At 48.8% G+C, this 20,937-nt stretch carries 21 protein-coding genes and 3 tRNA genes; 6 read left to right on the top strand and 18 right to left on the bottom strand.

Annotated elements, in window-relative coordinates; translation table 11 throughout:
* The 10 genes from CDA54_RS05960 to CDA54_RS06000 all read right to left on the bottom strand — a co-directional run.
* On the bottom strand, positions 1-1,164 hold a 1,164-nt coding region (locus CDA54_RS05960), incomplete at its 3' end, for an ABC-2 transporter permease (protein WP_143452266.1).
* 26 nt (positions 1,165-1,190) lie between these two features.
* Positions 1,191-2,207 (bottom strand): ComEC/Rec2 family competence protein, encoded by a 1,017-nt coding sequence (locus CDA54_RS05965; protein ID WP_099034103.1) that lies wholly within the window; start codon positions 2,205-2,207, stop codon positions 1,191-1,193.
* Between the two features lie 454 nt (positions 2,208-2,661).
* Positions 2,662-2,748 (bottom strand) — tRNA-Leu (locus CDA54_RS05970).
* A gap of 38 nt (positions 2,749-2,786) precedes the next feature.
* Positions 2,787-2,860: transfer RNA gene (locus CDA54_RS05975), tRNA-Cys, on the bottom strand.
* Positions 2,861-2,871: 11 nt separating this feature from the next.
* Positions 2,872-2,947 (bottom strand) — tRNA-Gly (locus tag CDA54_RS05980).
* A gap of 61 nt (positions 2,948-3,008) precedes the next feature.
* A complete protein-coding gene (locus tag CDA54_RS19560) occupies positions 3,009-3,146 on the bottom strand; it encodes a hypothetical protein (protein WP_180237124.1) in 138 nt (45 codons plus the stop codon).
* Between the two features lie 63 nt (positions 3,147-3,209).
* A complete protein-coding gene (gene pgsA / locus CDA54_RS05985) occupies positions 3,210-3,773 on the bottom strand; it encodes a CDP-diacylglycerol--glycerol-3-phosphate 3-phosphatidyltransferase (RefSeq protein WP_099034104.1) in 564 nt (187 codons plus the stop codon).
* A gap of 80 nt (positions 3,774-3,853) precedes the next feature.
* Positions 3,854-5,680 (bottom strand): excinuclease ABC subunit UvrC, encoded by a 1,827-nt coding sequence (gene uvrC / locus CDA54_RS05990; RefSeq protein WP_099034105.1) that lies wholly within the window; start codon positions 5,678-5,680, stop codon positions 3,854-3,856.
* 48 nt (positions 5,681-5,728) lie between these two features.
* The gene (uvrY, locus tag CDA54_RS05995; RefSeq protein ID WP_099034106.1) at positions 5,729-6,373 is read right to left on the bottom strand and encodes a UvrY/SirA/GacA family response regulator transcription factor; all 645 of its coding nucleotides are present in this window, start codon (positions 6,371-6,373) and stop codon (positions 5,729-5,731) included.
* A 115-nt stretch (positions 6,374-6,488) separates the two neighbouring features.
* Entirely contained in the window at positions 6,489-6,686 is a 198-nt protein-coding gene (locus CDA54_RS06000; protein ID WP_099034107.1) for a hypothetical protein, read from the bottom strand.
* A 277-nt stretch (positions 6,687-6,963) separates the two neighbouring features.
* On the opposite strand from CDA54_RS06000, the gene ansA reads away from it, so the two are divergent.
* Positions 6,964-7,971: an asparaginase gene (gene ansA / locus CDA54_RS06005; RefSeq protein WP_099034108.1), complete on the top strand. Its 1,008-nt coding sequence runs from the start codon at positions 6,964-6,966 to the stop codon at positions 7,969-7,971.
* Here ansA and ybaK read toward each other — a convergent pair.
* Both ybaK and CDA54_RS06015 read right to left on the bottom strand, forming a co-directional pair.
* A complete protein-coding gene (gene ybaK / locus CDA54_RS06010; protein ID WP_099034109.1) occupies positions 7,961-8,449 on the bottom strand; it encodes a Cys-tRNA(Pro) deacylase in 489 nt (162 codons plus the stop codon). The genes ansA and ybaK overlap by 11 nt on opposite strands.
* Before the next feature lie 6 nt (positions 8,450-8,455).
* A complete protein-coding gene (locus CDA54_RS06015; RefSeq protein WP_099034110.1) occupies positions 8,456-9,004 on the bottom strand; it encodes a DUF2058 domain-containing protein in 549 nt (182 codons plus the stop codon).
* A 104-nt stretch (positions 9,005-9,108) separates the two neighbouring features.
* Between CDA54_RS06015 and CDA54_RS06020 the strand changes: the two genes are divergently transcribed.
* Both CDA54_RS06020 and CDA54_RS06025 read left to right on the top strand, forming a co-directional pair.
* Positions 9,109-9,504 (top strand): hypothetical protein, encoded by a 396-nt coding sequence (locus tag CDA54_RS06020; RefSeq protein WP_099034111.1) that lies wholly within the window; start codon positions 9,109-9,111, stop codon positions 9,502-9,504.
* A 478-nt stretch (positions 9,505-9,982) separates the two neighbouring features.
* Entirely contained in the window at positions 9,983-11,905 is a 1,923-nt protein-coding gene (locus CDA54_RS06025; RefSeq protein ID WP_099034112.1) for an extracellular catalytic domain type 1 short-chain-length polyhydroxyalkanoate depolymerase, read from the top strand.
* Positions 11,906-12,092: 187 nt separating this feature from the next.
* Here the strand turns inward: CDA54_RS06025 and CDA54_RS06030 are convergent, their stop codons facing one another.
* From CDA54_RS06030 to acs, 6 genes are all read right to left on the bottom strand, one after another.
* On the bottom strand, positions 12,093-12,302 hold the full coding sequence (locus tag CDA54_RS06030) for a DUF3185 family protein (protein ID WP_099034113.1): 210 nt from the start codon (positions 12,300-12,302) through the stop codon (positions 12,093-12,095).
* Between the two features lie 77 nt (positions 12,303-12,379).
* Positions 12,380-13,198, bottom strand: a complete 819-nt coding sequence (locus CDA54_RS06035) for an alpha/beta hydrolase (protein WP_099034114.1) — start codon at positions 13,196-13,198, stop codon at positions 12,380-12,382.
* Positions 13,195-13,767 (bottom strand): GNAT family N-acetyltransferase, encoded by a 573-nt coding sequence (locus tag CDA54_RS06040; RefSeq protein ID WP_229748107.1) that lies wholly within the window; start codon positions 13,765-13,767, stop codon positions 13,195-13,197. Before CDA54_RS06040 ends, CDA54_RS06035 begins: the two co-directional genes overlap by 4 nt.
* Positions 13,739-14,746, bottom strand: coding sequence for an adenosine deaminase (gene add, locus CDA54_RS06045; protein WP_099034115.1), 1,008 nt, complete (start codon positions 14,744-14,746; stop codon positions 13,739-13,741). The genes CDA54_RS06040 and add overlap by 29 nt, the downstream gene beginning before the upstream one ends.
* Before the next feature lie 69 nt (positions 14,747-14,815).
* A complete protein-coding gene (locus CDA54_RS06050; protein WP_099034116.1) occupies positions 14,816-15,478 on the bottom strand; it encodes a response regulator in 663 nt (220 codons plus the stop codon).
* An 84-nt stretch (positions 15,479-15,562) separates the two neighbouring features.
* Positions 15,563-17,506: an acetate--CoA ligase gene (gene acs, locus CDA54_RS06055; RefSeq protein WP_099034293.1), complete on the bottom strand. Its 1,944-nt coding sequence runs from the start codon at positions 17,504-17,506 to the stop codon at positions 15,563-15,565.
* A gap of 272 nt (positions 17,507-17,778) precedes the next feature.
* Here acs and CDA54_RS06060 point away from each other — a divergent pair, with 272 nt between their 5' ends.
* The 3 genes from CDA54_RS06060 to cmoB all read left to right on the top strand — a co-directional run bounded on the left by CDA54_RS06060 (position 17,779) and on the right by cmoB (position 20,896).
* Complete coding sequence (locus CDA54_RS06060; RefSeq protein WP_180237125.1) at positions 17,779-18,933, top strand: DcaP family trimeric outer membrane transporter; 1,155 nt, start codon at positions 17,779-17,781, stop codon at positions 18,931-18,933.
* Positions 18,934-19,192: 259 nt separating this feature from the next.
* Positions 19,193-19,924 carry a carboxy-S-adenosyl-L-methionine synthase CmoA gene (gene cmoA / locus CDA54_RS06065; protein ID WP_099034295.1) on the top strand — a complete coding sequence of 244 codons (732 nt, stop codon included), beginning with the start codon at positions 19,193-19,195 and terminating at the stop codon, positions 19,922-19,924.
* A gap of 3 nt (positions 19,925-19,927) precedes the next feature.
* Complete coding sequence (cmoB, locus tag CDA54_RS06070; protein WP_180237127.1) at positions 19,928-20,896, top strand: tRNA 5-methoxyuridine(34)/uridine 5-oxyacetic acid(34) synthase CmoB; 969 nt, start codon at positions 19,928-19,930, stop codon at positions 20,894-20,896.
* Positions 20,897-20,937 lie beyond the last annotated feature (41 nt).

Raw genomic sequence — 20,937 nt, forward strand, 5'->3', positions numbered from 1 at the left:
TGTGGGCTTAGATAGGTCTGCTTTCTTATCAAGTATTTGAGTACACTCATGAGAAAAACGCTGTCGACACTCTTCACAGAAAGTTTCGAATTCTGATTTCTGTAACAATAAATAGCTTTGGTAATCTTGTTCTAGCGACTCCATAGCCTCGAAGTCTTCCTCCAATGTCTTAGCCAAAATATTTAGCTCTTCATGAACTGCTTCAAACTGTTGGTTAACTTCTTCCTTTATCTGAGAGACCTTCCTCATTGCTTTTGACTTAAGTGATGTAAATTTTTTTCTAGCTTCAATAGTTTCCCTCGTAATTTTTCCATAAGCTGGATACAGCTCATCTTTCAAAATAAGCTTGACTACAAAGAAAATAAAAATGCCGATCGTAACTGCAGTAAGCAACCAGCTCTCAAAAGTCCCAATCCCAAATGGCTCAATCAACCAACTGTCCACTGCGAGTGTGCTGGCGGATTCAATGTTGTCGTCCAAGGCCGATCGATAATGACCGACTAAGAGAGCGATGCCTAACATTATGAGGCCCGAAACGGCCATCCCTACAGCACCAGCAAGACTTCTTCCAGTCTTAACATGACGAAAATTTTGAAGCCCTATTACGAAGCATAACGCCATAGCCAAATTCACAAAGGATATTGCAAAGGCGAGTGCAAAACCGCCGGCCAATCCGAATTCACTGGCTTTGGAAAGAAAAAACGAATTGATGAGCCCTTCGGCTATCATTGCCAGGATAACGTGACCCCAAACTTTTCCTGGGTTATCGCTATATGATGCTGCGTGGGTCAATTTGTTATCTTCACGGAACTTACTTAAGCTAGCTTCTTTCTCATTCTTTGCTCGAAGACCTTCCTTTACTTCTCTTGAGATAGCGTCGATATATTCTTTTGCCTCAGGCAAGGCTCTTTGTTTTACCTGTTTTATTTTGGCAATACTGGACTCTATCTTCCCGCTCTTTACCAGTTCTTTGTGAGCAGCAGCGCGATTCAAAAGGACTTGTCTACTCTCGCGTTCACTATTCAGAACTTTATCGCGTCCTTTTCTTTCTATTACACCGTCATACATTTCACTATTTTGGTTCTGTAGAGTTGTTGTAATTATTCGATTCGCGTCAGTTTCACTTAAGATAGCTTCTGACTTAAAGACATCAAAAATTTTCATCAATAAATTCCTTGAAGTAAGAACCTCTATAAAGAACAGTTATCTCTTTCAGGAGTTCTGTATTCCACCAGAGGTTCACCTTTGTTTGTTATTGTTATCCCTATATCATCATCCCCAGGCAAGTCCTTGCAGGCCTCATATCGGCTGTCTTCCCAGTCATATGGGCTATCTTCAGCATCTTTAAAGTCAGTTCTGAAAATATGACTGATAGGGACACCATGCTGGGTATATCGCTTCTTGGCAGAGAGGGATGGATGACCATACCTGTGCCCTGATTGGAAAATCACATATTCAGGAGACACGGCTTTTATAAAACAAGAACTGCTGGATGAATCTGAGCCATGATGGGGAGCTAAGAGAATATCAGCGTCCAGAGACAATACAGCGTTGTTTAACACCATTTCCTTTTCCGAATATGAGCAACTATCATTGGCTGCGCCCGGTTTTCTCCCAACCGCATCGCCTGGAAAAAGAACAGCGCGGCCTGCATACTCTAATTTAGCTACTATACTGACCGCATTTCGTGCCTCAGAGCTTGATAAGTGCTCTCCATCCCAACGCTGTTTACCGTAAATAATCGTAATACTGGCCTCACCAAAACTAAACTCAAGCCCGGGTAAACTGCTCTGGGAGGCATCATATACCTTGGTTCCCGTGCGCTCAGCCTTACGAACTGCCTGGTCAAAATCCCTCCAGGTCTTTGAGTTGCGCTTGACTCCTGTTCGAAGTATGGTCTCAACCTTATAATTAGCCAGGATCGAGGCGGCGTCACCGATATGATCAGCATCACTATGCGATAACACTATTAAAGCAATCTTTTTGTTACCGATAAGTGCGTCTAGTGCTTGAATACAACGTTTGCCGCGCCAATAACCAGCATCGAAAATAACTATGCCTTCATCGCCAGGTAACTGAGCTATAGAACAGCTTCCTGACCCGACATCAACCACTGTGATCTTAAGCGTATGGCTAGAAGCTGGTGAACTTGGTACAACAAGCAAAAGCAACAGCAGGGAAAACGCAATGAAACAAAACCGATGCAATCGCCAATCCTTTTACAGCATTTATTATTTTTCTGGGTGTCCCATCATCCACATTTAGGTAGATAATGCGCGATTAAACTACTACAAAGCACAATTTCTACATATGTATCATACGTCTATGCGAAGAAGCATTACAAGAGTTCTTATGACCTGCCCGTTACATAACTCTCTTAAACAAATAGTATTTTAAGGCCAAAAGCGTCCTACGACGATACCGGATGGCGCTTGTGCGTTTGTATAAATGGTGAGGTAAATAAATCAGATGTGGTGCCCGGAGCCGGAAAATATTGCCGGGAGCAATATTTGACAGCTTTAGCTGGCCCGCAAAGCGGGTGAGCCACATGGATGTGGCGAGCACCTGAACCATACGCGAAGCGTCGGTTTAAGGCCGGCTATCCTGGATATAAAAATGATAGAAAGGTCTTGAATTACAGGGAGATACAAATCTATAGAATGGTGCCCGGGGCCGGACTTGAACCGGCACGACCTTACGATCGAGGGATTTTAAATCCCTTGTGTCTACCAATTTCACCACCCGGGCATCGGGGGATACTTGCTTGTATAACGAAGATATAAATATGGAGGCGGAACCCGGAGTCGAACCGAGATCCACGGATTTGCAATCCGCTGCATAGCCATTCTGCCATTCCGCCTGTGTAAGAATTGGAGCGGGAAACGAGATTCGAACTCGCGACCCCAACCTTGGCAAGGTTGTGCTCTACCAGCTGAGCTATTCCCGCATAATTCTGTTTTAACTTTTTAAAATCAGTCCTTTGCACTACTAATACCCGTTACCGGGATTCAGCAGCATAGCTGTGCTGAGCTATTACAAAATACGTCCTGTATTTTGCCACCGCCGATAAATTGCCAGCGGTAAAACGTGACGCTGAATTCTACCTTCAACGCCTTGTCTGTCAACCACAAAAGTGGCTTTTTCATGCCGAGTGCTGGTTTTTTGACTCAAGTGCGCTGTTTTCACACAAGTCTTATCGTCATCAATGACTATTCTGCCACCAGATGCTTCCATGCGGCTTTCAGATAGAGCAGCATTGACCAGACCGAGAGCACAGTGGCAATCGCCAGCAATATCTTGCCCAGCGTCACCCAGTAAATCGGTATGCCCATAAACACTTCCAGTTCAGATAACAGACCAATCAGCGCCAGCATCTGCGCCATGGTTTTGGCCTTGCCGATAAAAGACACCCGTACCTCGGCGCTTTTTCCCGATTCAGCCATCCATTCTCTTAGCGCAGAAACAAAGATCTCCCTCGACATCAGCAAGATCGCCGAAACGGTAATCCAGACCGTGTCGTAATGATGGATAATCATCAGCAGCGCGGCGCACACAATCAGCTTGTCGGCCACCGGGTCGAAAAACGCACCGAACGCAGTGGTCTGCCCTAATCTGCGGGCCAGGTAACCGTCAAACCAGTCGGTGATCGCGGCCAGCCAGAACAGCAATGCCGCAGTCTGATGAGCCCATTGCCAATCGAGAAAATACACGATAACAAATATAGGGATCAGAAAAACCCGCAGGGTAGTAAGAATATTGGGAATGGTCCACATACTGAATATCTGTCTCTGACTCTTAATGCTCTTTTCTGGGGCCAATATTAACCTAATCCGACCAGCTTGACCTGACTAATTTAATGATGAAGATGCTGATAGATATCCTCTGCCAGCTCTGCGCTAATACCCGGCACTTTTGCCAGTTCGGAAGTGCTGGCTTTGAGTACTTCCTGCATACCGCCGAGATATTTGAGCATACTCTGACGTCTCTTCGCCCCTACTCCGGGAATACTCTCAAGTCGCGACTGCGTTTTCACTTTCTGACGACGGTTGCGATGGCCGGCAATGGCAAAGCGGTGTGCTTCATCACGAATATGCTGAATCAGGTGTAATGCAGATGAATCGGCATTGAGCGGAATAGTGGCATGGCTTCCGGCCAGTATCAGCGTCTCCAGTCCGGGTTTACGACTGATCCCTTTGGCCACGCCAATCAGCATCGGCATTTTCTCGTGTGTCCAGTTTTCAAAACAGCTTTCGGCCTGGGCCAGCTGGCCCTTACCACCGTCGATAAACAGTATGTCGGGGATTTTCGCCGGATCTTTGATATTGCGGTAACGCCGAGTCAGTGCCTGCCCCATGGCCGCATAATCATCGCCGGGTGTAATACCCTCAATGTTATAGCGTCGGTAGTCGGTCTTAAACGGTCCTTCACGGTTGAATACCACACAAGAGGCCACGGTTTGCTGGCCCGACGTATGGCTGATATCAAAACATTCCATGCGCTGAATCGGATTATCCAGCTCCAGTACCTGCTCCAGTTCCAGGAAACGGGCAAACACCGACTTCTGATTATTCTGCTGAGTCTCCAGTGAATTCATCGCGTTGGTATTGGCCAGGTCCAGATAGCGGCGTTTCTCGTCACGCACACCCTGAAAAAACTTAACATTGTGGCCAGCTTGTTTACTCAGCACTTCAGCAATGGCTTCAGGTTCCTGCAACACCAGTGGTAATACGATCTGCCGGGGTATAGATTTGTTACCGGAAAGATAAAACTGCAACATAAAAGACTGAAACACTTCCTCTGGCTCCGCATCCCCTGGCACTTTCGGGAAAAAACTCTTGCTGCCGAGCAGTTTATTGTCGCGGATAAAGAAGCCCTGCACGCTGGCAATACCGTTTTTATAGGCAAAGCCAAATACATCCATTTCGGGCTGATCGCCACTTACCCATTGTTGCTCCTGCACCTTACGTAGTGCGCTAATCTGATCCCGGTAACGGGCCGCCGCTTCAAAATGAAGGTCTTCGCTGGCGCGCTCCATTTTTTTAACCAGAGTGTCTATCACCTCGGCATTGCGGCCCTTAAGAAACATCCGCGCCAGTTGCACCTGCTGAGTGTATTCTTCTTCGCTGACTAATCCCTCAACACAGGGGCCTGCACAACGCTTCAACTGGTATTGCAAACATGGCCGGGTGCGGGCCTTATAATAACTGTCTTCACACTGGCGAATGGGAAACAATTTCTGCATGGTGCGCAGGCTTTCGCGTACCGCCGTGGCGCTGGGATACGGACCAAAATACTCACCTTTTTTCTTGCGTGGCCCACGATGTACTGTCAGGCGAGGATGCTCGTGGTCAGTGAGCAGTATAAAGGGATAGGACTTATCATCTCGTAGCAGCACGTTATAACGAGGCTTGTACTTCTTGATGTAATTGTTTTCAAGAATAAAGGCCTCGGTCTCGGTATGGGTTACCGTTACGTCCATATCAGCAATCTGGCGCACCAGTGACTGGGTCTTTACACTGTCGAGATTGGCGCGAAAATAACTGGCCACACGCTTTTTAAGATTCCGCGCTTTACCCACGTAAATCACCTCATCCCTGAGGTTGTACATGCGATACACCCCGGGTTGCGGGGTCAGGTTTTTAATAAAGGCCTGATGATCGAAGCTGACGCTGTCTGTCATAATGAGTCGGGTCTGATTAGATGTCGCAAAGCTGTTTACAGATATGGCTTATGATTGCTCGTGGCTTATCAGCTTATGACGCAAGGCCAGGTGGGTCAATTCCACATCGCCGGTAACACCGAGTTTTTCAAACATACGGTAGCGATAGGTATTCACCGTCTTGGGTGTGATACTAAGCTTGGTGGCAATATCCGGCACTTTAATGCCCTTGGTGAGCATAATCATAATTTGCAGTTCACGATCGGACAGGTGCTTAAAGGGATCATCGTCATTAGAGTCAAGCCTTCCCAGTGCTATCTGCTGAGCAATTTCCGGGGCTATATATTTTTGCCCGGCACAAACCTGAAAAATAGCCCGGTTCATTTCTTCAGATTCTGCGTCCTTGGTGATAAATCCCCAGGCGCCTGATTGCATGACCTTACTGGGAATGGGGTTTTCCTTATACATTGACAGCACAATGACTTTTACATCCGGACTATATCGTAAGATTTTTTTAGTGGCTTCAAGCCCCCCCATGCCTGGCATATTCATGTCCATCAACACCACATCGGGTTCCTGACTACGGCAAAACTTAACAGCTTCCTCACCGCTGTTGGCTTCGCCGATCACTTTGAAGGAGGTTTCTGCTTTGAGGATCAATCTGATGCCGGTTCGCACCAAATCGTGATCATCCACCAGTAATATTTTTATCAAGGGTTAGCTCCGGCTATTGTTCTTTTCGAGCTTTATAGTGTTCCCTGACCACAAATTCTCTTTAGGTTCACTATGTTGCAATAAAACAAACTCCTCTACTTGCAACAAAATGTAATCAACGATAAAAGCTACTACTAAGTCGATTCCAGCCTTTTATGACGTCCTCTTTGCCCTGCCCGGCATTCATTGCCTCACAGACTTCCACAACGCAGGATATTCGCCATCGGTTATTGCACCCTGGCACTTCAACAGGGCCTTCAGCCTTACCACCACAGCGGCAGTCAAAAACAATCAGCTTAACTTTTTTTACCATCCGGCATTCTACCTCATCTAGTAACCGCAAAGAAACACTTGGGTACGGTTGCCTGTCTTCTACGTTCAGCACTAAGGCATTCAGGGGATACATACCACAAATTTATACCGATATGCAGGGCGTTTGGAGATATTACTGCTGATTTGTATTGTTCATCGTTACTACTGCCGATCTGGTATCGACAATCCGCCGTGTCATCAAAGGTTGTTCTCAGCACTGGTTGAGAATGCCCATAGCCAGTAGAATATGGCCAAATTCCTGTTCCGGCGTGTAATTTATGAAGAAGAACATTTACGTAGCCTATACCGGCGGCACCATCGGCATGCGGCCTTCCAGCAAAGGCTATGTTTGTGTACCCGGTTTTTTATCCCAGACCCTGGCAAAAATGCCGGAGTTTCATCGCCAGGAAATGCCCAACTTTACCATTCATGAATATGATGAGCTAATGGACTCGTCGGATATGTCGCCCTCTGACTGGCAGCATATCGCCGATGATATCAAGGCAAATTACCAGGATTATGACGGTTTTATTATTCTTCATGGCACCGATACCATGGCCTATACCGCCTCAGCATTGTCATTTATGCTGGAGAACCTCAGTAAGCCGGTAATTGTAACAGGATCTCAGATACCACTGGCAGAACTGCGTAGTGATGGTCAGGTAAACCTGCTCAACTCCTTGTTTCTGGCGGCCAACTACCCTATTCACGAAGTTTGTCTGTTCTTCAACAATCAGCTCTTACGTGGCAATCGCAGTCGTAAAATCCATGCTGATGGTTTTAATGCCTTTGGTTCGCCTAACTTTGGCCCGTTACTGGAGGCCGGCATCAATATTGAGGTGGTTGAGGGTAAAGTTCAGCCTATCGAAGCGCGGGAGCTACAGGTCAGCCCAGTCAAGGCTCAGCCTATCGGTGTGGTAACCCTATATCCCGGAATTAGCGCCCAAGTGATACGAAATACAATACAACAGCCGGTAAATGCGCTGATATTACTGAGTTACGGCGTCGGCAATGCCCCCCAGAATCCGGCCTTACTGGAACAGCTTCGAGCCGCCCGCGAGCAGAATATTATTGTCCTGAATTGCACGCAGTGTCTGCGCGGCAAGGTGAATATGGCCGGTTATGCTACAGGGAATGCCTTAGCCGAAGTGGGTGTGGTGTCAGGTGGTGATATGACCCTTGAAGCGGCGCTGGCCAAACTGCACTACTTACTCAGCCAGAATCTGAGTATCGATCAGGTCAGGGAAAAACTGATTACCAATCTGCGCGGGGAGCTCACTGGTTAACCCCTGCTGTTGTCTGACACAAAGGCGCATAAACTGCGCCTGTCAATTTACACAGCGCTTCAGGGGCCAATTCTATCTCCAGTCCGCGCTTCCCCCCGCTCACATAAATGCTATCAATATGTCGTGCGCTTTCATCTAACAGGGCAGGCAGTGCTTTTTTCTGCGCCAATGGGCTGACTCCACCGAGCAGATAACCAGTACTGCGTACCACCTGTTGCGCCTCTGCCAGCTTTGCTTTTTTCCCGCCCGCCGCTTTGGCAGCCTGTTTCAGATTTAGCTTTTCCAGCACAGGCACCATCGCCACCAGCAGTTCGCCACAATCAAGCTGCAACACCAGTGTTTTAAAGATATATGATGCATCTACCCCTAGCTTCTCGGCAGCCTCACCACCAAAGGATTCGGCGTCAGGTTCATGAGTATACTCATGCAGACAAAACGGTACCTGTTTTCGTTCAAGCAGTGTGATTGCTGGTGTCATCAGCGGTTACCACATCAAATCGTCTGGAATTTCATACTCGGCATACCAGTCATCGGCCTGTTCATCATTGCTGTTGTCCACCTTATCGGCTCTGAACAACAGCAGATCGGCATCTCGCTCAGCAATTTTCTCGGCTACCGGCATGGGTACCACTTCATAGCTGTCGGCAAATTTGACGATGGCCAGCTTGCCCTGACTGATATGTTTATGGGTGGTCTTGTCTACATAGATATGTTTTACCTTGGCGCCGTCAGTGAAATTGCAGGCAATATCCCCATTTCCTTTAGGCTGACGATTCACCTCAATCAGCTGCCTGATCTGCGCTGCTATGGCCTTTTTCTCCGCTTCCAGCCGGGCCTGCTCGTTCAATTCACGATCTTTGATCTTTTTGGCTTCCAGTGCTTTTTCTGCTGCTATCCTGGCTTCATCGGTTTGTTCCAGTTTGTGTTTTTTCTGTTGTTTAGCCTTTTTGCGCTTTTCCGTTTTGATCTTCTGCGCTTTCTGCTTATCCGCCAGGCCGGCCTTAAGTAATTGTTCCTGAAGAGAAGGTGCCATTTTGGGACTTACCTGTATTAGAATCAGGCGGTTATACTACCCCATTTCAACAGTTCGGAAAAACCTGCTCTGTGCAGATAAGTCACACTTAAAAGGAAGTCGCTATGGAAAAAATACGTCATGCACAATGGATCACCCTGCACCGCCAGTACGAGCACTATGAATACCTCGCACTGGTGATCAAGCTCGCAGGCGTGATGACCGCCCTTACCGGTTTATTCAGTGCAATGGATTGCTGGCCCGTATTACTGATACTGGCCGTGTTATGGCTGCTGGAAGGGATCTGGAAAACATTTCAGGCCAGACTGGAGGTCAGTTTGATGGCATTGGAAAACACCCAGGCCGAGACTACCTTGTTCCCCGTGTATAACAACTGGCAACAAAATCGCCCCGGATTAGTGACGCTGGTAGGGCAATATCTGCGCGCATCCCTGCGCCCCACAGTGGCCTTTCCTTATATTGTGCTGATGCTAATCATCCTGCTGCCTCTAATTTATTAGGCCGCAGTAAATTGCGTACACGGCAGAATACTCAGTGACAGCGGCCATCGTCTCCCCGGGGCTTGTCCCTCTCACAACCTGCTGACATATCTTGCTGATGGCTACAAAACCGGTCTAATCCAGGCCCTGTAGCCACTGAGCTACAGCTATCCATTTCCACTCCTGTATACCACAGCACTAAAGTAGTAGGTCGTTTTTTAACCTTCCGTCCTATTGTAGGGAGACTCATCCGAATCAGACTCTCCCTGAATCAGGGCAATAAGTCTCAGTTTGATGAGCGTTTTAAATGAAGTGATCTTCCGTAATCAGGGAATTGTTAGTTTCAGGAGCTGCATTGGGAGATAAGTACTCAAACACAGAGCTAATGACTGATTCAGCGCCTTGTAATTTAACTGTCGCACTAACCACAAAGCCAGTCATTCGCTCTTCGTCGGGGTGCTGGCTTCATCCGACAATAATTAATAATACGGAGAAAACAATGATTAAACGAACCCGGCACTGTATACAGTTGCCTTTTCTCGCTCTGGTAGCCCTTAGCGCAAGCTTTTTTGCCCAGGCGGGAAGCTGGCAGAATAACGTCAGCATCGGAGGATTTAGCAAAGTCCATATTTACACCCCGGATTCCACCTCAGCCATCGGCACAGGAAAAGGCCTGTTAATCGTGTTACATGGCTGTACTCAGAGTATTGATGCCTACCTGTCGGCCAATTTAGCGGTTGCCGCTGAAGAATTTGGTTTAGTAATTGCCGTCCCCGATGCTATGAATAAAGCAGGATTCGGTTGTTGGTCATATTGGCAGGGTACTAAGTCGCGAACCGCGGGTGACTATAAGAATCTGATAACGCTGGCCAACACCTTATCTGGTGACACTAACCGCGGTATCGATTCTAATCAGGTCTATATTGCCGGGCTTTCATCCGGTGCCAGCTTTGCCAATACCACCGCCTGCCTGGCTCCGGATGTATTTGCCGGTATGGGCGTCAGTGCCGGCCCCAGCATCGGAACAAGTTCCAATGGTGCACTTGGTCCCTGTGAAACAGCCGACGTGCAGGCAAGATGCAGCCAGTATGGCGTAAGCTATGGCGGATTTTTTGACTCGCAAATAGCCTCACTGGCCTTTGGTCGCGACGATGCCACAGTCAATCAGTGTTATAACGAACAAAACGCACAAGGAATGGCGGCGCTATATGGCGTCAGTCAACTACCAGGTACAAATCAGATTAGCGAAGGTGCTGGTCGCACCGCAGATGAAACACTGTGGCAGAATAACCGGGTTTCCATGCTCTGGTTTGATAATGTCGATCACGCCTGGTCGGGTGGCCAGGGAGCCAGTGGCAGTTATATCAATGGCAGCGGCATCAACTATGCCCGCTACCTCGGCCAATACTTCCTCGACAATAATCAGAGAGTGAACCGCAACACCGGCCCTGCCCTGTCAGATATTAATGTCAGTGTCAGCGCCGATGTCATCAGCGTCATCGGTAAAGCCATCGATACCGAAACCTCAGTACAACACGTCGAAGCTAGCTTTACCGACACCTCAGGTGTTGAGATCATTGTCAGTACTTCCGTGGATACAAGTAACAATTTTTTGCTGAACAGCCCGGCCCTTGTTGATGATCTCTATCTGCTTAGCGTCATCGCCACCGACAGTGAGGGATTGGCCGGTGAATCCTATCAAACTACAGCCAGAGTCGGCCCCGAGCCGCCACCTGAGGCTCCGGTATTAAGCAACCTGTTTGTCAGCACAGATGCTCAGTGTGCCACCGTCAGTGGTAACGTTGTGGATATAAACCAGGATCTGGCAAGTGTGATCGTCAGTTTCGATAACGGGGATGTTTCCGCCACAATCTCAGGTAGTGAGTTCACAGCCACCGCTTGTGATCTACCCGGTGGAAGCAATACCGCTATTGTCACGGCATCAGACGATACCAACCGGCTGATATCCGATAGTCTGAGCTTCGATATTGATGCCGGCCAGATGGCAACGCTGGACCAGCATATCAACGCCGGGCGCCTGGATTATACAAATTACGCCAATTGCTATCTGGAATACGGCACTGACAGCTTTAAACTTAACGAACTCAGCGTTGCCGCGAACCAGTGCCAATGGCAGGACGATGACAATTCCTGTGCCGGCCCGGTACAAAGTTGCAGAGATGCGTCTGGTGAGAACGGCGATGATAACAATCCACCACAAGCATCCTGTGAAGAATTCACCACCAGTAATTACTACCACAAAGTAGCGGGTCGGGCCTACAGCACGGGCAATTATTACAGTCCAGACTACTTTGCCAATGGCAGCGATGATGTCATGCCCGGTTCCACCTGGGGCAGCAACACACTCTCATCAGAAGATGGCGTAAACTGGTATCTGAGCTCTTGTGCTGACCAGACTTAGAAGCACAAACAAATGAACTGGCACATTGGCGCAGGCGTGTTTTTTAAACCTGTGCCTTACAGTATTTCTGCAATTCTGTGCAGGTACTTGATAAAAAACACCGCAATACCCGGTTTCACAGGCATTGCGGTGTTTCTGTAAAAAAAGCCGTTAACGTCAAAGCTTTCGTAATACTAAATGTCAGAGGTTATTTCTTGATAAAAAGGTACAGGCCCACAATAAAACTCGCGGCGCCGCCAATCAGCATCATCATGGTCTCGTCAGTATATGAACCGGTTACCGCTTCAGTGACCTGACCCGCCGTCGAATCCGCGTCTTTGAATCCCCATACCGCCAGACCAATGCCAACGATCATTAACACCAGACTGATGACTTTAGTGGTTGTATTTGTTGCCATGTTTTTTCTCTTTTTCAGCCTACAGGAAATCTCAGATTAACGGCTTCTTCGCGAAGTGTACAGTAATAGCGAATTCACTATTGACTCAGCCAGTGCATCCCCTGAATAACAGTGGTAGGAAAAGCCGTTGTGTTGTCCGCATCCGGCACCAGCAACAGCTTCAGTTCCAGGCCCGGATAACGCCAGGCCGCCAGGCGGGTGCGCAAACTAATGGCATCGCTGACCAGATCTTGTGCTCCATCCTGATAGATGGGCGTTTCCAGCTGTCCCACACCAATAAAAATCCTCGCCTGAGTCACTGAACTGGCATTTACTGCTTCAATCAACTGATTGAGACTGTTGTGATCGTCATACCAAAAAGCGGGGCTGCCAAGCAGCATATTGGTAAACAATCCCGGTTCATTGGCCATCAGATAGAGTCCCAGTAGTGCACTGCCATTCTGGCCAATAAAAGTTCTTTCTTTATCGGTAGCCCGATAACGGCGCTCTATCAGTGGGATAAGCTGGCGGGTTAAAAAACGCTGATATTCAAATAACTGTTCGCCATAGTGAACACGCTGAATGGCGGTTTCCGGCGCGCTGAAAGGCTGGCGGTTATGCTCCCGGGTCAGGCCCACCAGAATAGCAGGCCTGATACTTCCTTTCTGCATTGCCTTGCGGCTTGCACCCACCACCAGAGCAAAATCATTAATATCACCGAGCAGGTAGATAACCGGATATTGCTTTTTAAAGCCGCCAGGCTGGTAATAATCCGGCGGCAGTTGAATAGCAACCTGAAAACTCACTCCGGTACCGGCATCGGCTACGCTCAGCAGGTCTGTACCGGGTAAACTGACAGAGGCCTGCAATGCCCCGGGCAGAAAAACTAACACATATAACCACTTCAGAGTTTTCACTTTATTACCTTTTCATGGTAGTCAGGACAATATTCCATGGCCACATCGCAGCGCTCATAAGCACTGCCATAGCGTTGCATAATGCGCTGGCTATGTACAAATCCATTTTTCTCATAAAGGTGGATGGCAGCGGCACATTTCTTATTGGTCAGTAAATAAAGGCATGCAAGTGAAAGCTTTTCACTTTGCTCTAGCACATGGCGCAATAACTTCTCACCAACTTTAAGACCTCTGTTATGGCCTCTTACACCCATTTTTGTCAGCTCAAATACGCCTTCTGCCTGTCTGTGCAACGCACAGGTGCCCAGTATCCCCAGCTCCTTATGAGCGGCAAACCAGATATAGCCGCCTGGGGCGATAATATAGCGATACGGATCTTCCAGCATGGCAAAGTCCGAAGGCTCCATGACGAACATGTCTTCGATCCACTGACGATTAATGGATAAAAAATCCCCTGAAAGCGCCGTATTAAAAGGTACAAACTCCAGTTGCTCAACAGACATAATGTGCTTCTTGAAAGGCCGGAACAACGCCGACGGATTACCCGACAGCTTCTGATTTGCGGGCATACAGTGCCTGTTTGTCCTGCTCAGAAATAAACGCCGCAGTGACACCATTACGCTGAACCTGCTCAAGCTGGGCGTCACTCAGGCCGATTATTTCCTTGGCCACCCGATATTCATTTTCAAGATCGATGTTGGACACCGCGGGATCATCAGTGTTGAGCGTCACACACAATCCCCGTTCTATAAACAATGGCATAGGCGAGTCTGCAATAGCGCTCAGGGTAGCAGTCTGATAATTCGATGTCGGGCAGGATTCAACGGCTATCCGGTTTTTCGCCATATACTCCATCAGTTTGTCATCCTGAGTGGCGGCGACACCGTGACCGATACGACTGGCACCGAGCTTTTCAATGGCATTCCAGATGCTCTGTGGACCATCTGCCTCGCCGGCATGTACAGTAATTTTCCAACCGGCATCGCGTGCCAGTTTAAAATGTTCAAGAAACAGTTCGGCCGGATAACCCAGCTCGTCACCGGCCAGATCCAGGGCAGTGATTCTGTCTTTACACGCCAACAGGGAGTCCAGTTCTTTGCGGCAAATATCGGCACCAAAAGTACGGCTTAGAATGCCGATAAGATTGGCCTGAATGCCAAACTTCTCGCTGCCGGCCCGCACGCCGTCAATGACAGCTTCAACAACCTGCACCATATCCAGGTCGAACGTACGCGCCATATAGTAGGGTGAGAAACGTAACTCAACATAATCCAGACCCGATTCGTGAGCGTCTTCCATATTTTCCATGGCAACCCGGTAGCAGGCGTCGATATTCGCCAGCACGGAAACGCCATAATCCAGCTTTTGCAAAAAATCCAGCAAATCACTGGTTTGGCCCTGAACCTGGGTAAGAGGTAATAAGGCCTCATAGCTATCAGCAGGCAGCTTAATACCGTGCTGTTGGGCCAGTTCCCAGATAGTGCGGGGACGAATATTACCATCCAGGTGACGGTGTAAATCTGTCAGAGGCAGATTGGCATTGATCATAATGACTTCCCTCAGAGGTGCCTAAAAGGTCAGTATATCAATCCGCCGTGGCATTAACAGTGTCGGGATTCAGTCACCTGGTGCTGAGGATTGGGGGGGTTCCAGTTGTAATTTCTCAGCCAGTAATACCGCCTGGGTGCGGCTGTAGACATCCAGCTTGCGGAATATGGCCGTTACATGAGCTTTAACGGTAGCTTCGGTGATCCCAAGTTCATAGCCGATTTGCTTGTTCAGCAGACCGTTATGAATAAAACACAGAACTTTATATTGTTGCGGGGTCAGTTCCGCCACTTTGGCGGCCAGTTCACGGTTCTTCTCATCGATATGCTGAATTTCCCCCTGCAATTCCTGTGGCACCCAATTGTCACCCTGCAAAATCGCATTGATAGCATCGGCGATTTGTTCTGAGGAAGAAGATTTCGGGATAAAACCCAGCGCACCAAAGCTCATAACTTTGGCCACCACCTGTGGGTTTTCACTACCTGAAATTACCGCCACCGGTACCATCGGAAAGTCCTGACGCACCCGGATCAGGCCATACAGATCACCAGAACCGGGCATATGCAAATCCAGCAACACCAGATCCAGGTCTTCATGTTCCTGCATACAGGCCAGTGTGCTATCCAGTGAATCAGACTGTACCAGTTCAAGTGGAGAGAAACGCTGTTTTAACGCACCAGCCAGCGCTTCTCTGAACAAAGGGTGATCATCGGCAATCAAAAACTTAGCCATGAATTACTCAGTAAATCGGTTTAAACCGTCTGCCAGTGTCCAACATTTTCATGCCGGACACCAGTGGTGTGATATCACAAAGATTTACTTATTCAGCCGGTTTTCAATCAGCTCATCCACTACTGCCGGGTCCGCCAGCGTCGATGTATCTCCCAGGCTATCAAACTCGTTGGCGGCAATTTTACGCAAGATGCGGCGCATAATTTTACCGGAACGGGTTTTTGGCAAGCCCGGCGTCCATTGAATAAAATCCGGACTGGCGATAGGGCTTAAATCATCTCTTACAAACTGACGCACTTCTTTTGTCAGTTCCTCGGTAATCTCTGTGCCATCAGTGGGCAGCACATACACATAGATCCCCTGCCCCTTAATGTCATGAGGATAACCCACCACTGCCGCTTCAGCGACGGCCGGATGTTCAACCAGCGAGCTTTCAATTTCAGCCGTCCCCAGACGATGGCCTGAAACATTCAATACGTCATCCACACGGCCGGTGATCCAGAAGTAACCGTCTTCATCGCGACGAGCGCCATCACCGGTAAAGTACATATTGTCATAGGCACTGAAATAAGTTTGTTCAAACCTGTCGTGATCACCCCACACCGTCCTGGCCTGACCCGGCCAAGAGTCAGTGATCACCAGGTTGCCTGACACTGCCCCTTCTAAAAACGACCCGTTACTGTCTACCAGCGCCGGTTTTACTCCAAAAAATGGCAGCGTCGCCGAGCCCGGTTTAAGATCTGTGGCACCGGGTAACGGCGTGATCATGATTCCACCGGTCTCAGTCTGCCACCAGGTATCTACGATAGGACACTGACTATTACCGATTTTATCGTGATACCAATCCCAGGCTTCAGGATTAATCGGCTCACCTACGCTACCAAGGAGACGCAGAGACTCCCTGCTTGTACCCTGTGCCGGCAGATCACCTTTAGCCATCAGAGCACGGATAGCCGTAGGCGCGGTGTAAAGAATATCCACCTTGTGTTTGTCCACTACCTGGGCCATACGGCGCACGTCAGGATAGGTAGGCACCCCTTCAAACATCAGTGAAATGGCGCCATTAGCAAATGGGCCATAAACAATATAGCTGTGCCCGGTGATCCAACCTACGTCAGCGGCACACCAATACACATCACCAGGCTGGTAATCAAACACATATTCATGGGTGATTGCCGCATAAGCAAGATAGCCTCCGGTGGTGTGCACTACGCCTTTGGGCTTTCCGGTTGAGCCTGAGGTATAAAGAACAAACAGCGGGTCTTCTGCATTCATGGGTTCGGGATCACATACCGGCTCACAGACACCCGCTACGTCATGCCACCAGTAATCACGATCAGCAACCATCGCGGTATCATCTTCGAGCAGCTTATAGACAATGACGGATTCAATACTGCCCGTGTTATCCCGCTCCAGGGCTTTGTCCACATTGGATTTCAGCGGAACCTCATTGCCACCACGGCGCCCGAAGTTAGCAGTAATCACCATCTTCGCCTGACAATCCTCCACACGATCGGCAATGGCATTAGGCGAGAAGCCGCCGAAAATCACTGAGTGAACGGCACCAATGCGCGCGCAGGCCAGCATCGCAAAAGCCGCTTCAGGGATCATCGGCATATAAATTATGACCCGGTCTCCTTTGGTGACGCCTTTTGCTTTCATCGCATTGGCAAGCCGGCATACTTCATCATGCATTTGCTGATAGCTGATGGTCTTGTCCATTGCCGGGTCATCACCTTCCCAGATAATGGCAGTCGCGTCGGGATTTTTCTTTACATGGCGATCGATACAGTTGTAGCTGGCATTAAGCTGACCGTCGGCAAACCACTTAATATCCACCTTACCCTTTTCGAAACTGGTTTGTTTAACCTTGGTGTAGGGTGTCATCCAGTCCAGTCGTTTCCCCTGTTCAGCCCAAAATCCTTCCGGGTCTTCTACTGACCAATTATACAAACGCTGATATTCACTTTTGTCTGCATGGGTCTTGCGCGCGGGATAAGACGCAACGGGATGTACTTTATGCAACATAATCTGATCTCCAATCTGTTCGAACCTCAGAATGTTCGCATTTGAGGTTACTTGGTATGTAGACATGGTAAGGGGCAAGCGAAGTTAACATATTAGACCTTAGTCTTAAGGATTCCTTTAACAAAATATTAAAGCCACCTTAACCACAGCACAACAACGGGGTTGACCATAAAATCCGGACTCAGCCGACCTTAGTCGAATAGACCATGGTCTGATTGAGCAATTGTTATCCGTGCAGGATTGTTAACAAAAGGTAAAAACGAGGACTACAAATGAAACTCTGCACATTAATCAAAAATACTGCACTGCTGAGCGCCCTGGTAACGACATCGCTCCAGGCCGCCAGTTTGCAAGATACCCAATTTACTTTCGGCGGTTATATCAAGCTCGATGCCATTGCCAGTCAGTATTCTGATGGCAGTTTGCCGTCCGGTAATATTGGCCGGGATTTTTATATTCCCGGCCTGACCCCCGTGGGCGGTGAGGACGAGGGCACAGCCTTTGACATGCACGCCCGGCAAACCCGATTTAACTTTTCCAGCGATACAGCTCTGGCTAACGGAAAGTCACTTAAAGCCACAATTGAACTGGATTTTATGGCTACACCTAATGGTGATGAGCGGGTTTCCAATTCCTACAGTCCACGTCTGCGAATTGCCACTATTGCCTACGATGGCTGGCTGTTTGGTCAGACCTGGAGCACATTTCAGGACGTCGCAGTATTGCCGGAAACACTGGACTTTATTGGTGCCACAGACGGTACCATTTTTGTGCGTCAGGCGATGATCCGCTATTCCAAAGGCGGCTTCTCTGGTGCCCTGGAAAACCCGGAAACGACAATCACTCCCTTTGGCGGTGGCGGGCGTATTGTCTCCGATGACAACAGCATACCAGACTTAGTCTTACGCTATACTCACAAGCAAAACTGGGGGCATATCTCCGCCGCCACATTAATTCGCCAACTGGCCTACGACGATGGGAGCAGCCTGGACACAACCGAGAATGCCGTAGCACTGAGTATTTCAGCAAAACTTAACCTGGGTCGTGATGATGTACGCATGATGTATAACACCGGTAGCGGTATGGGCCGTTATCTGGGCATTAATGCGGCTAATGGCGCGGTACTCAATGCCAGTGGAGAGCTTGAGAGTATCGACTCCAGTGGCGGTTTTATCGCTTATCGGCACCTCTGGAATGAGCAATGGCGCACTACTCTAAGCTATTCATGGTTTAGTGCAGACAATGAGACCTCACTCACAGGTATGGGCGTCACCCAAAGTACCCGCAGCGCGCGCGTCAATGCCATTTACTCACCGAGCAAAGAACTCAGTTTTGGTGTTGAATACTCTCATGCCCGGCGTGATCTGGAGAATGAATCACAAGGCGATATGGACAGGCTTCAGTTTTCAGCCAAATATGCGTTCTGAAAAAATGTTCTTAACTATAGGTCCAGGTGCTGTTGTTATGATTGGAAACACGCGGTAAATCCTTCCTTGGACGCTCCGCCACAGCGTCCCTGCTGTGGAGGGTTTTCAACCATAAAACACCACCGGTCCGCATGGCCCCGTAGTTAGGTACAGCTATTCAGAGCCAAAGTACCAGTAAGCTCAACCTTACCGGTACTTTTTATTCCCCGGCGGCTGGGCTAAAATAGCTGCCTTTCGTGTCCCACTGACCCTGCTTATGATCTCCTCCTCAAAAGACGCCATCTATTCGCAACCGGCTGAGCAAGTATCTGATTTTCGTTTTGATGAAAACGTGGCTGAAGTGTTCCCGGACATGATCCAGCGTTCGGTGCCCGGATACAGCACCATTGTTGATGCAATCGGACAGATGGCGGGTCGCTACGCCGAAGCGAACTCTCATCTGTATGACCTGGGCTGTTCTTTAGGTGCAGTGAGTCTGGCCATCAGCCGTTATGTGCAGACGCCGGATTGTAAAATTATTGCCGTAGACAATTCCCCAGCCATGATAGAGCGTTGCCAGCGTCACCTGCAGGCGTTCAAATCGCCTGTTCCCATAGAAGTCGTCTGCGAAGATTTACAGAAAGTACCTATTCATAATGCCTCCATGGTGGTCATGAATTTTACCCTGCAGTTTATTCAGCCTGACCAACGCGCCGCTATTCTGGAGAAGATCTATCAGGGTCTGAAACCCGGCGGTGTACTGGTATTATCGGAGAAGGTCAGTCACCCCAGTGAGCAGGGAAATGCGTTATTGGTTGATCTTCACCATGAGTTTAAGAGGCGCAATGGCTACAGTGAGCTGGAGATCAGTCAGAAACGTTCAGCTCTGGAAAAAATCATGCTAACTGACAGCTTCTCAGATCACGAAGATCGGCTTAAAAAAGCCGGATTCAGCGACATCGTGATGTGGTTTAAGTGTTTTAATTTCGCCTCAATGGTAGCGGTAAAATAAAGGGTGACGATGCAGGCTTTTCAACAATTTTACCAACAGATAGCCGGTTCCAATCTCAGCCATTGGTTAGAGGTGCTGCCGGCTCAGCTCGCTGACTGGCAGCGTCAACATAAAAAAGATCTGCAAAAATGGCAGAAGTTACTGGATAAGCTACCGGCTATTGAAACGGACGAACTGGATCTGAAAGAGAGTGTCACTATTGGCGCCACAAATAGCATTGACGAGTACACCCGCCGTCAGATTACGGGCCTGTTGATGCAGTTCAAGCCCTGGCGCAAGGGGCCGTTTCATCTGCACGGTATTCATCTGGATACCGAATGGCGCTCCGACTGGAAATGGGACAGAGTGCGCCCCCATCTAAGTCCTCTGGCTGGCAGAAAAGTGCTGGATGTTGGCTGCGGCAGCGGCTACCACCTTTGGCGCATGCTCGGTGAGGACGCTGAACTGGTGGTGGGGATCGATCCCTTCCCGCTATTTTTGATGCAGTTTCTGGCCATACGCCACTTTTATCCGGCTCCGCATATCCATATGCTGCCGCTGGGTGTGGAGCAGTTACCAGAGCTGAAAGCCTTTGACACGGTGTTTTCGATGGGGGTGCTCTATCATCGCAGAAGCCCCATCGATTTTCTTTACGAACTCAAGGCCCAGCTTAAACCCGGCGGCGAACTGTTGCTGGAAACCCTGGTTGTTGAAGGGGATGAACATACCGTACTGGTGTCCGGCGAACGCTATGCGCAAATGCGTAATGTCTGGTTTATTCCAAGCACTGCTGCGCTGACTGCGTGGATGAAACGGGTGGGTTTCAGGCACATTCGTACCGTGGATATCAGCACAACGTCCACCGAGGAACAGCGCAGTACAGAGTGGATGACGAACCATTCCCTGGCTGATTATCTTGATCCGGGAAATTCAGACAAAACCATAGAGGGTTACCCCGCCCCTATGCGGGCGGTAATGATCGCATCGGTCTGACAATCCTGTTTGCGATTCAACACATCTCTGCAGCAAATCCA

Origin of the sequence: Lacimicrobium alkaliphilum (genome assembly GCF_002591895.1) — a bacterium.
GTDB classification, from domain to species: domain Bacteria; phylum Pseudomonadota; class Gammaproteobacteria; order Enterobacterales; family Alteromonadaceae; genus Lacimicrobium; species Lacimicrobium alkaliphilum.

Coding starts and splice junctions, on each gene's coding strand:
- CDA54_RS19560 (WP_180237124.1), bottom strand. CDS start 3,146: ATGAAAAAGCCACTTTTGTGGTTGACAGACAAGGCGTTGAAGGTAGAA.
- pgsA (WP_099034104.1), bottom strand. CDS start 3,773: ATGTGGACCATTCCCAATATTCTTACTACCCTGCGGGTTTTTCTGATC.
- uvrC (WP_099034105.1), bottom strand. CDS start 5,680: ATGACAGACAGCGTCAGCTTCGATCATCAGGCCTTTATTAAAAACCTG.
- CDA54_RS06000 (WP_099034107.1), bottom strand. CDS start 6,686: ATGGTAAAAAAAGTTAAGCTGATTGTTTTTGACTGCCGCTGTGGTGGT.
- ansA (WP_099034108.1), top strand. CDS start 6,964: ATGAAGAAGAACATTTACGTAGCCTATACCGGCGGCACCATCGGCATG.
- ybaK (WP_099034109.1), bottom strand. CDS start 8,449: ATGACACCAGCAATCACACTGCTTGAACGAAAACAGGTACCGTTTTGT.
- CDA54_RS06015 (WP_099034110.1), bottom strand. CDS start 9,004: ATGGCACCTTCTCTTCAGGAACAATTACTTAAGGCCGGCCTGGCGGAT.
- CDA54_RS06020 (WP_099034111.1), top strand. CDS start 9,109: ATGGAAAAAATACGTCATGCACAATGGATCACCCTGCACCGCCAGTAC.
- CDA54_RS06025 (WP_099034112.1), top strand. CDS start 9,983: ATGATTAAACGAACCCGGCACTGTATACAGTTGCCTTTTCTCGCTCTG.
- CDA54_RS06030 (WP_099034113.1), bottom strand. CDS start 12,302: ATGGCAACAAATACAACCACTAAAGTCATCAGTCTGGTGTTAATGATC.
- CDA54_RS06040 (WP_229748107.1), bottom strand. CDS start 13,767: ATGCCCGCAAATCAGAAGCTGTCGGGTAATCCGTCGGCGTTGTTCCGG.
- add (WP_099034115.1), bottom strand. CDS start 14,746: ATGATCAATGCCAATCTGCCTCTGACAGATTTACACCGTCACCTGGAT.
- CDA54_RS06050 (WP_099034116.1), bottom strand. CDS start 15,478: ATGGCTAAGTTTTTGATTGCCGATGATCACCCTTTGTTCAGAGAAGCG.
- acs (WP_099034293.1), bottom strand. CDS start 17,506: ATGTTGCATAAAGTACATCCCGTTGCGTCTTATCCCGCGCGCAAGACC.
- CDA54_RS06060 (WP_180237125.1), top strand. CDS start 17,779: ATGAAACTCTGCACATTAATCAAAAATACTGCACTGCTGAGCGCCCTG.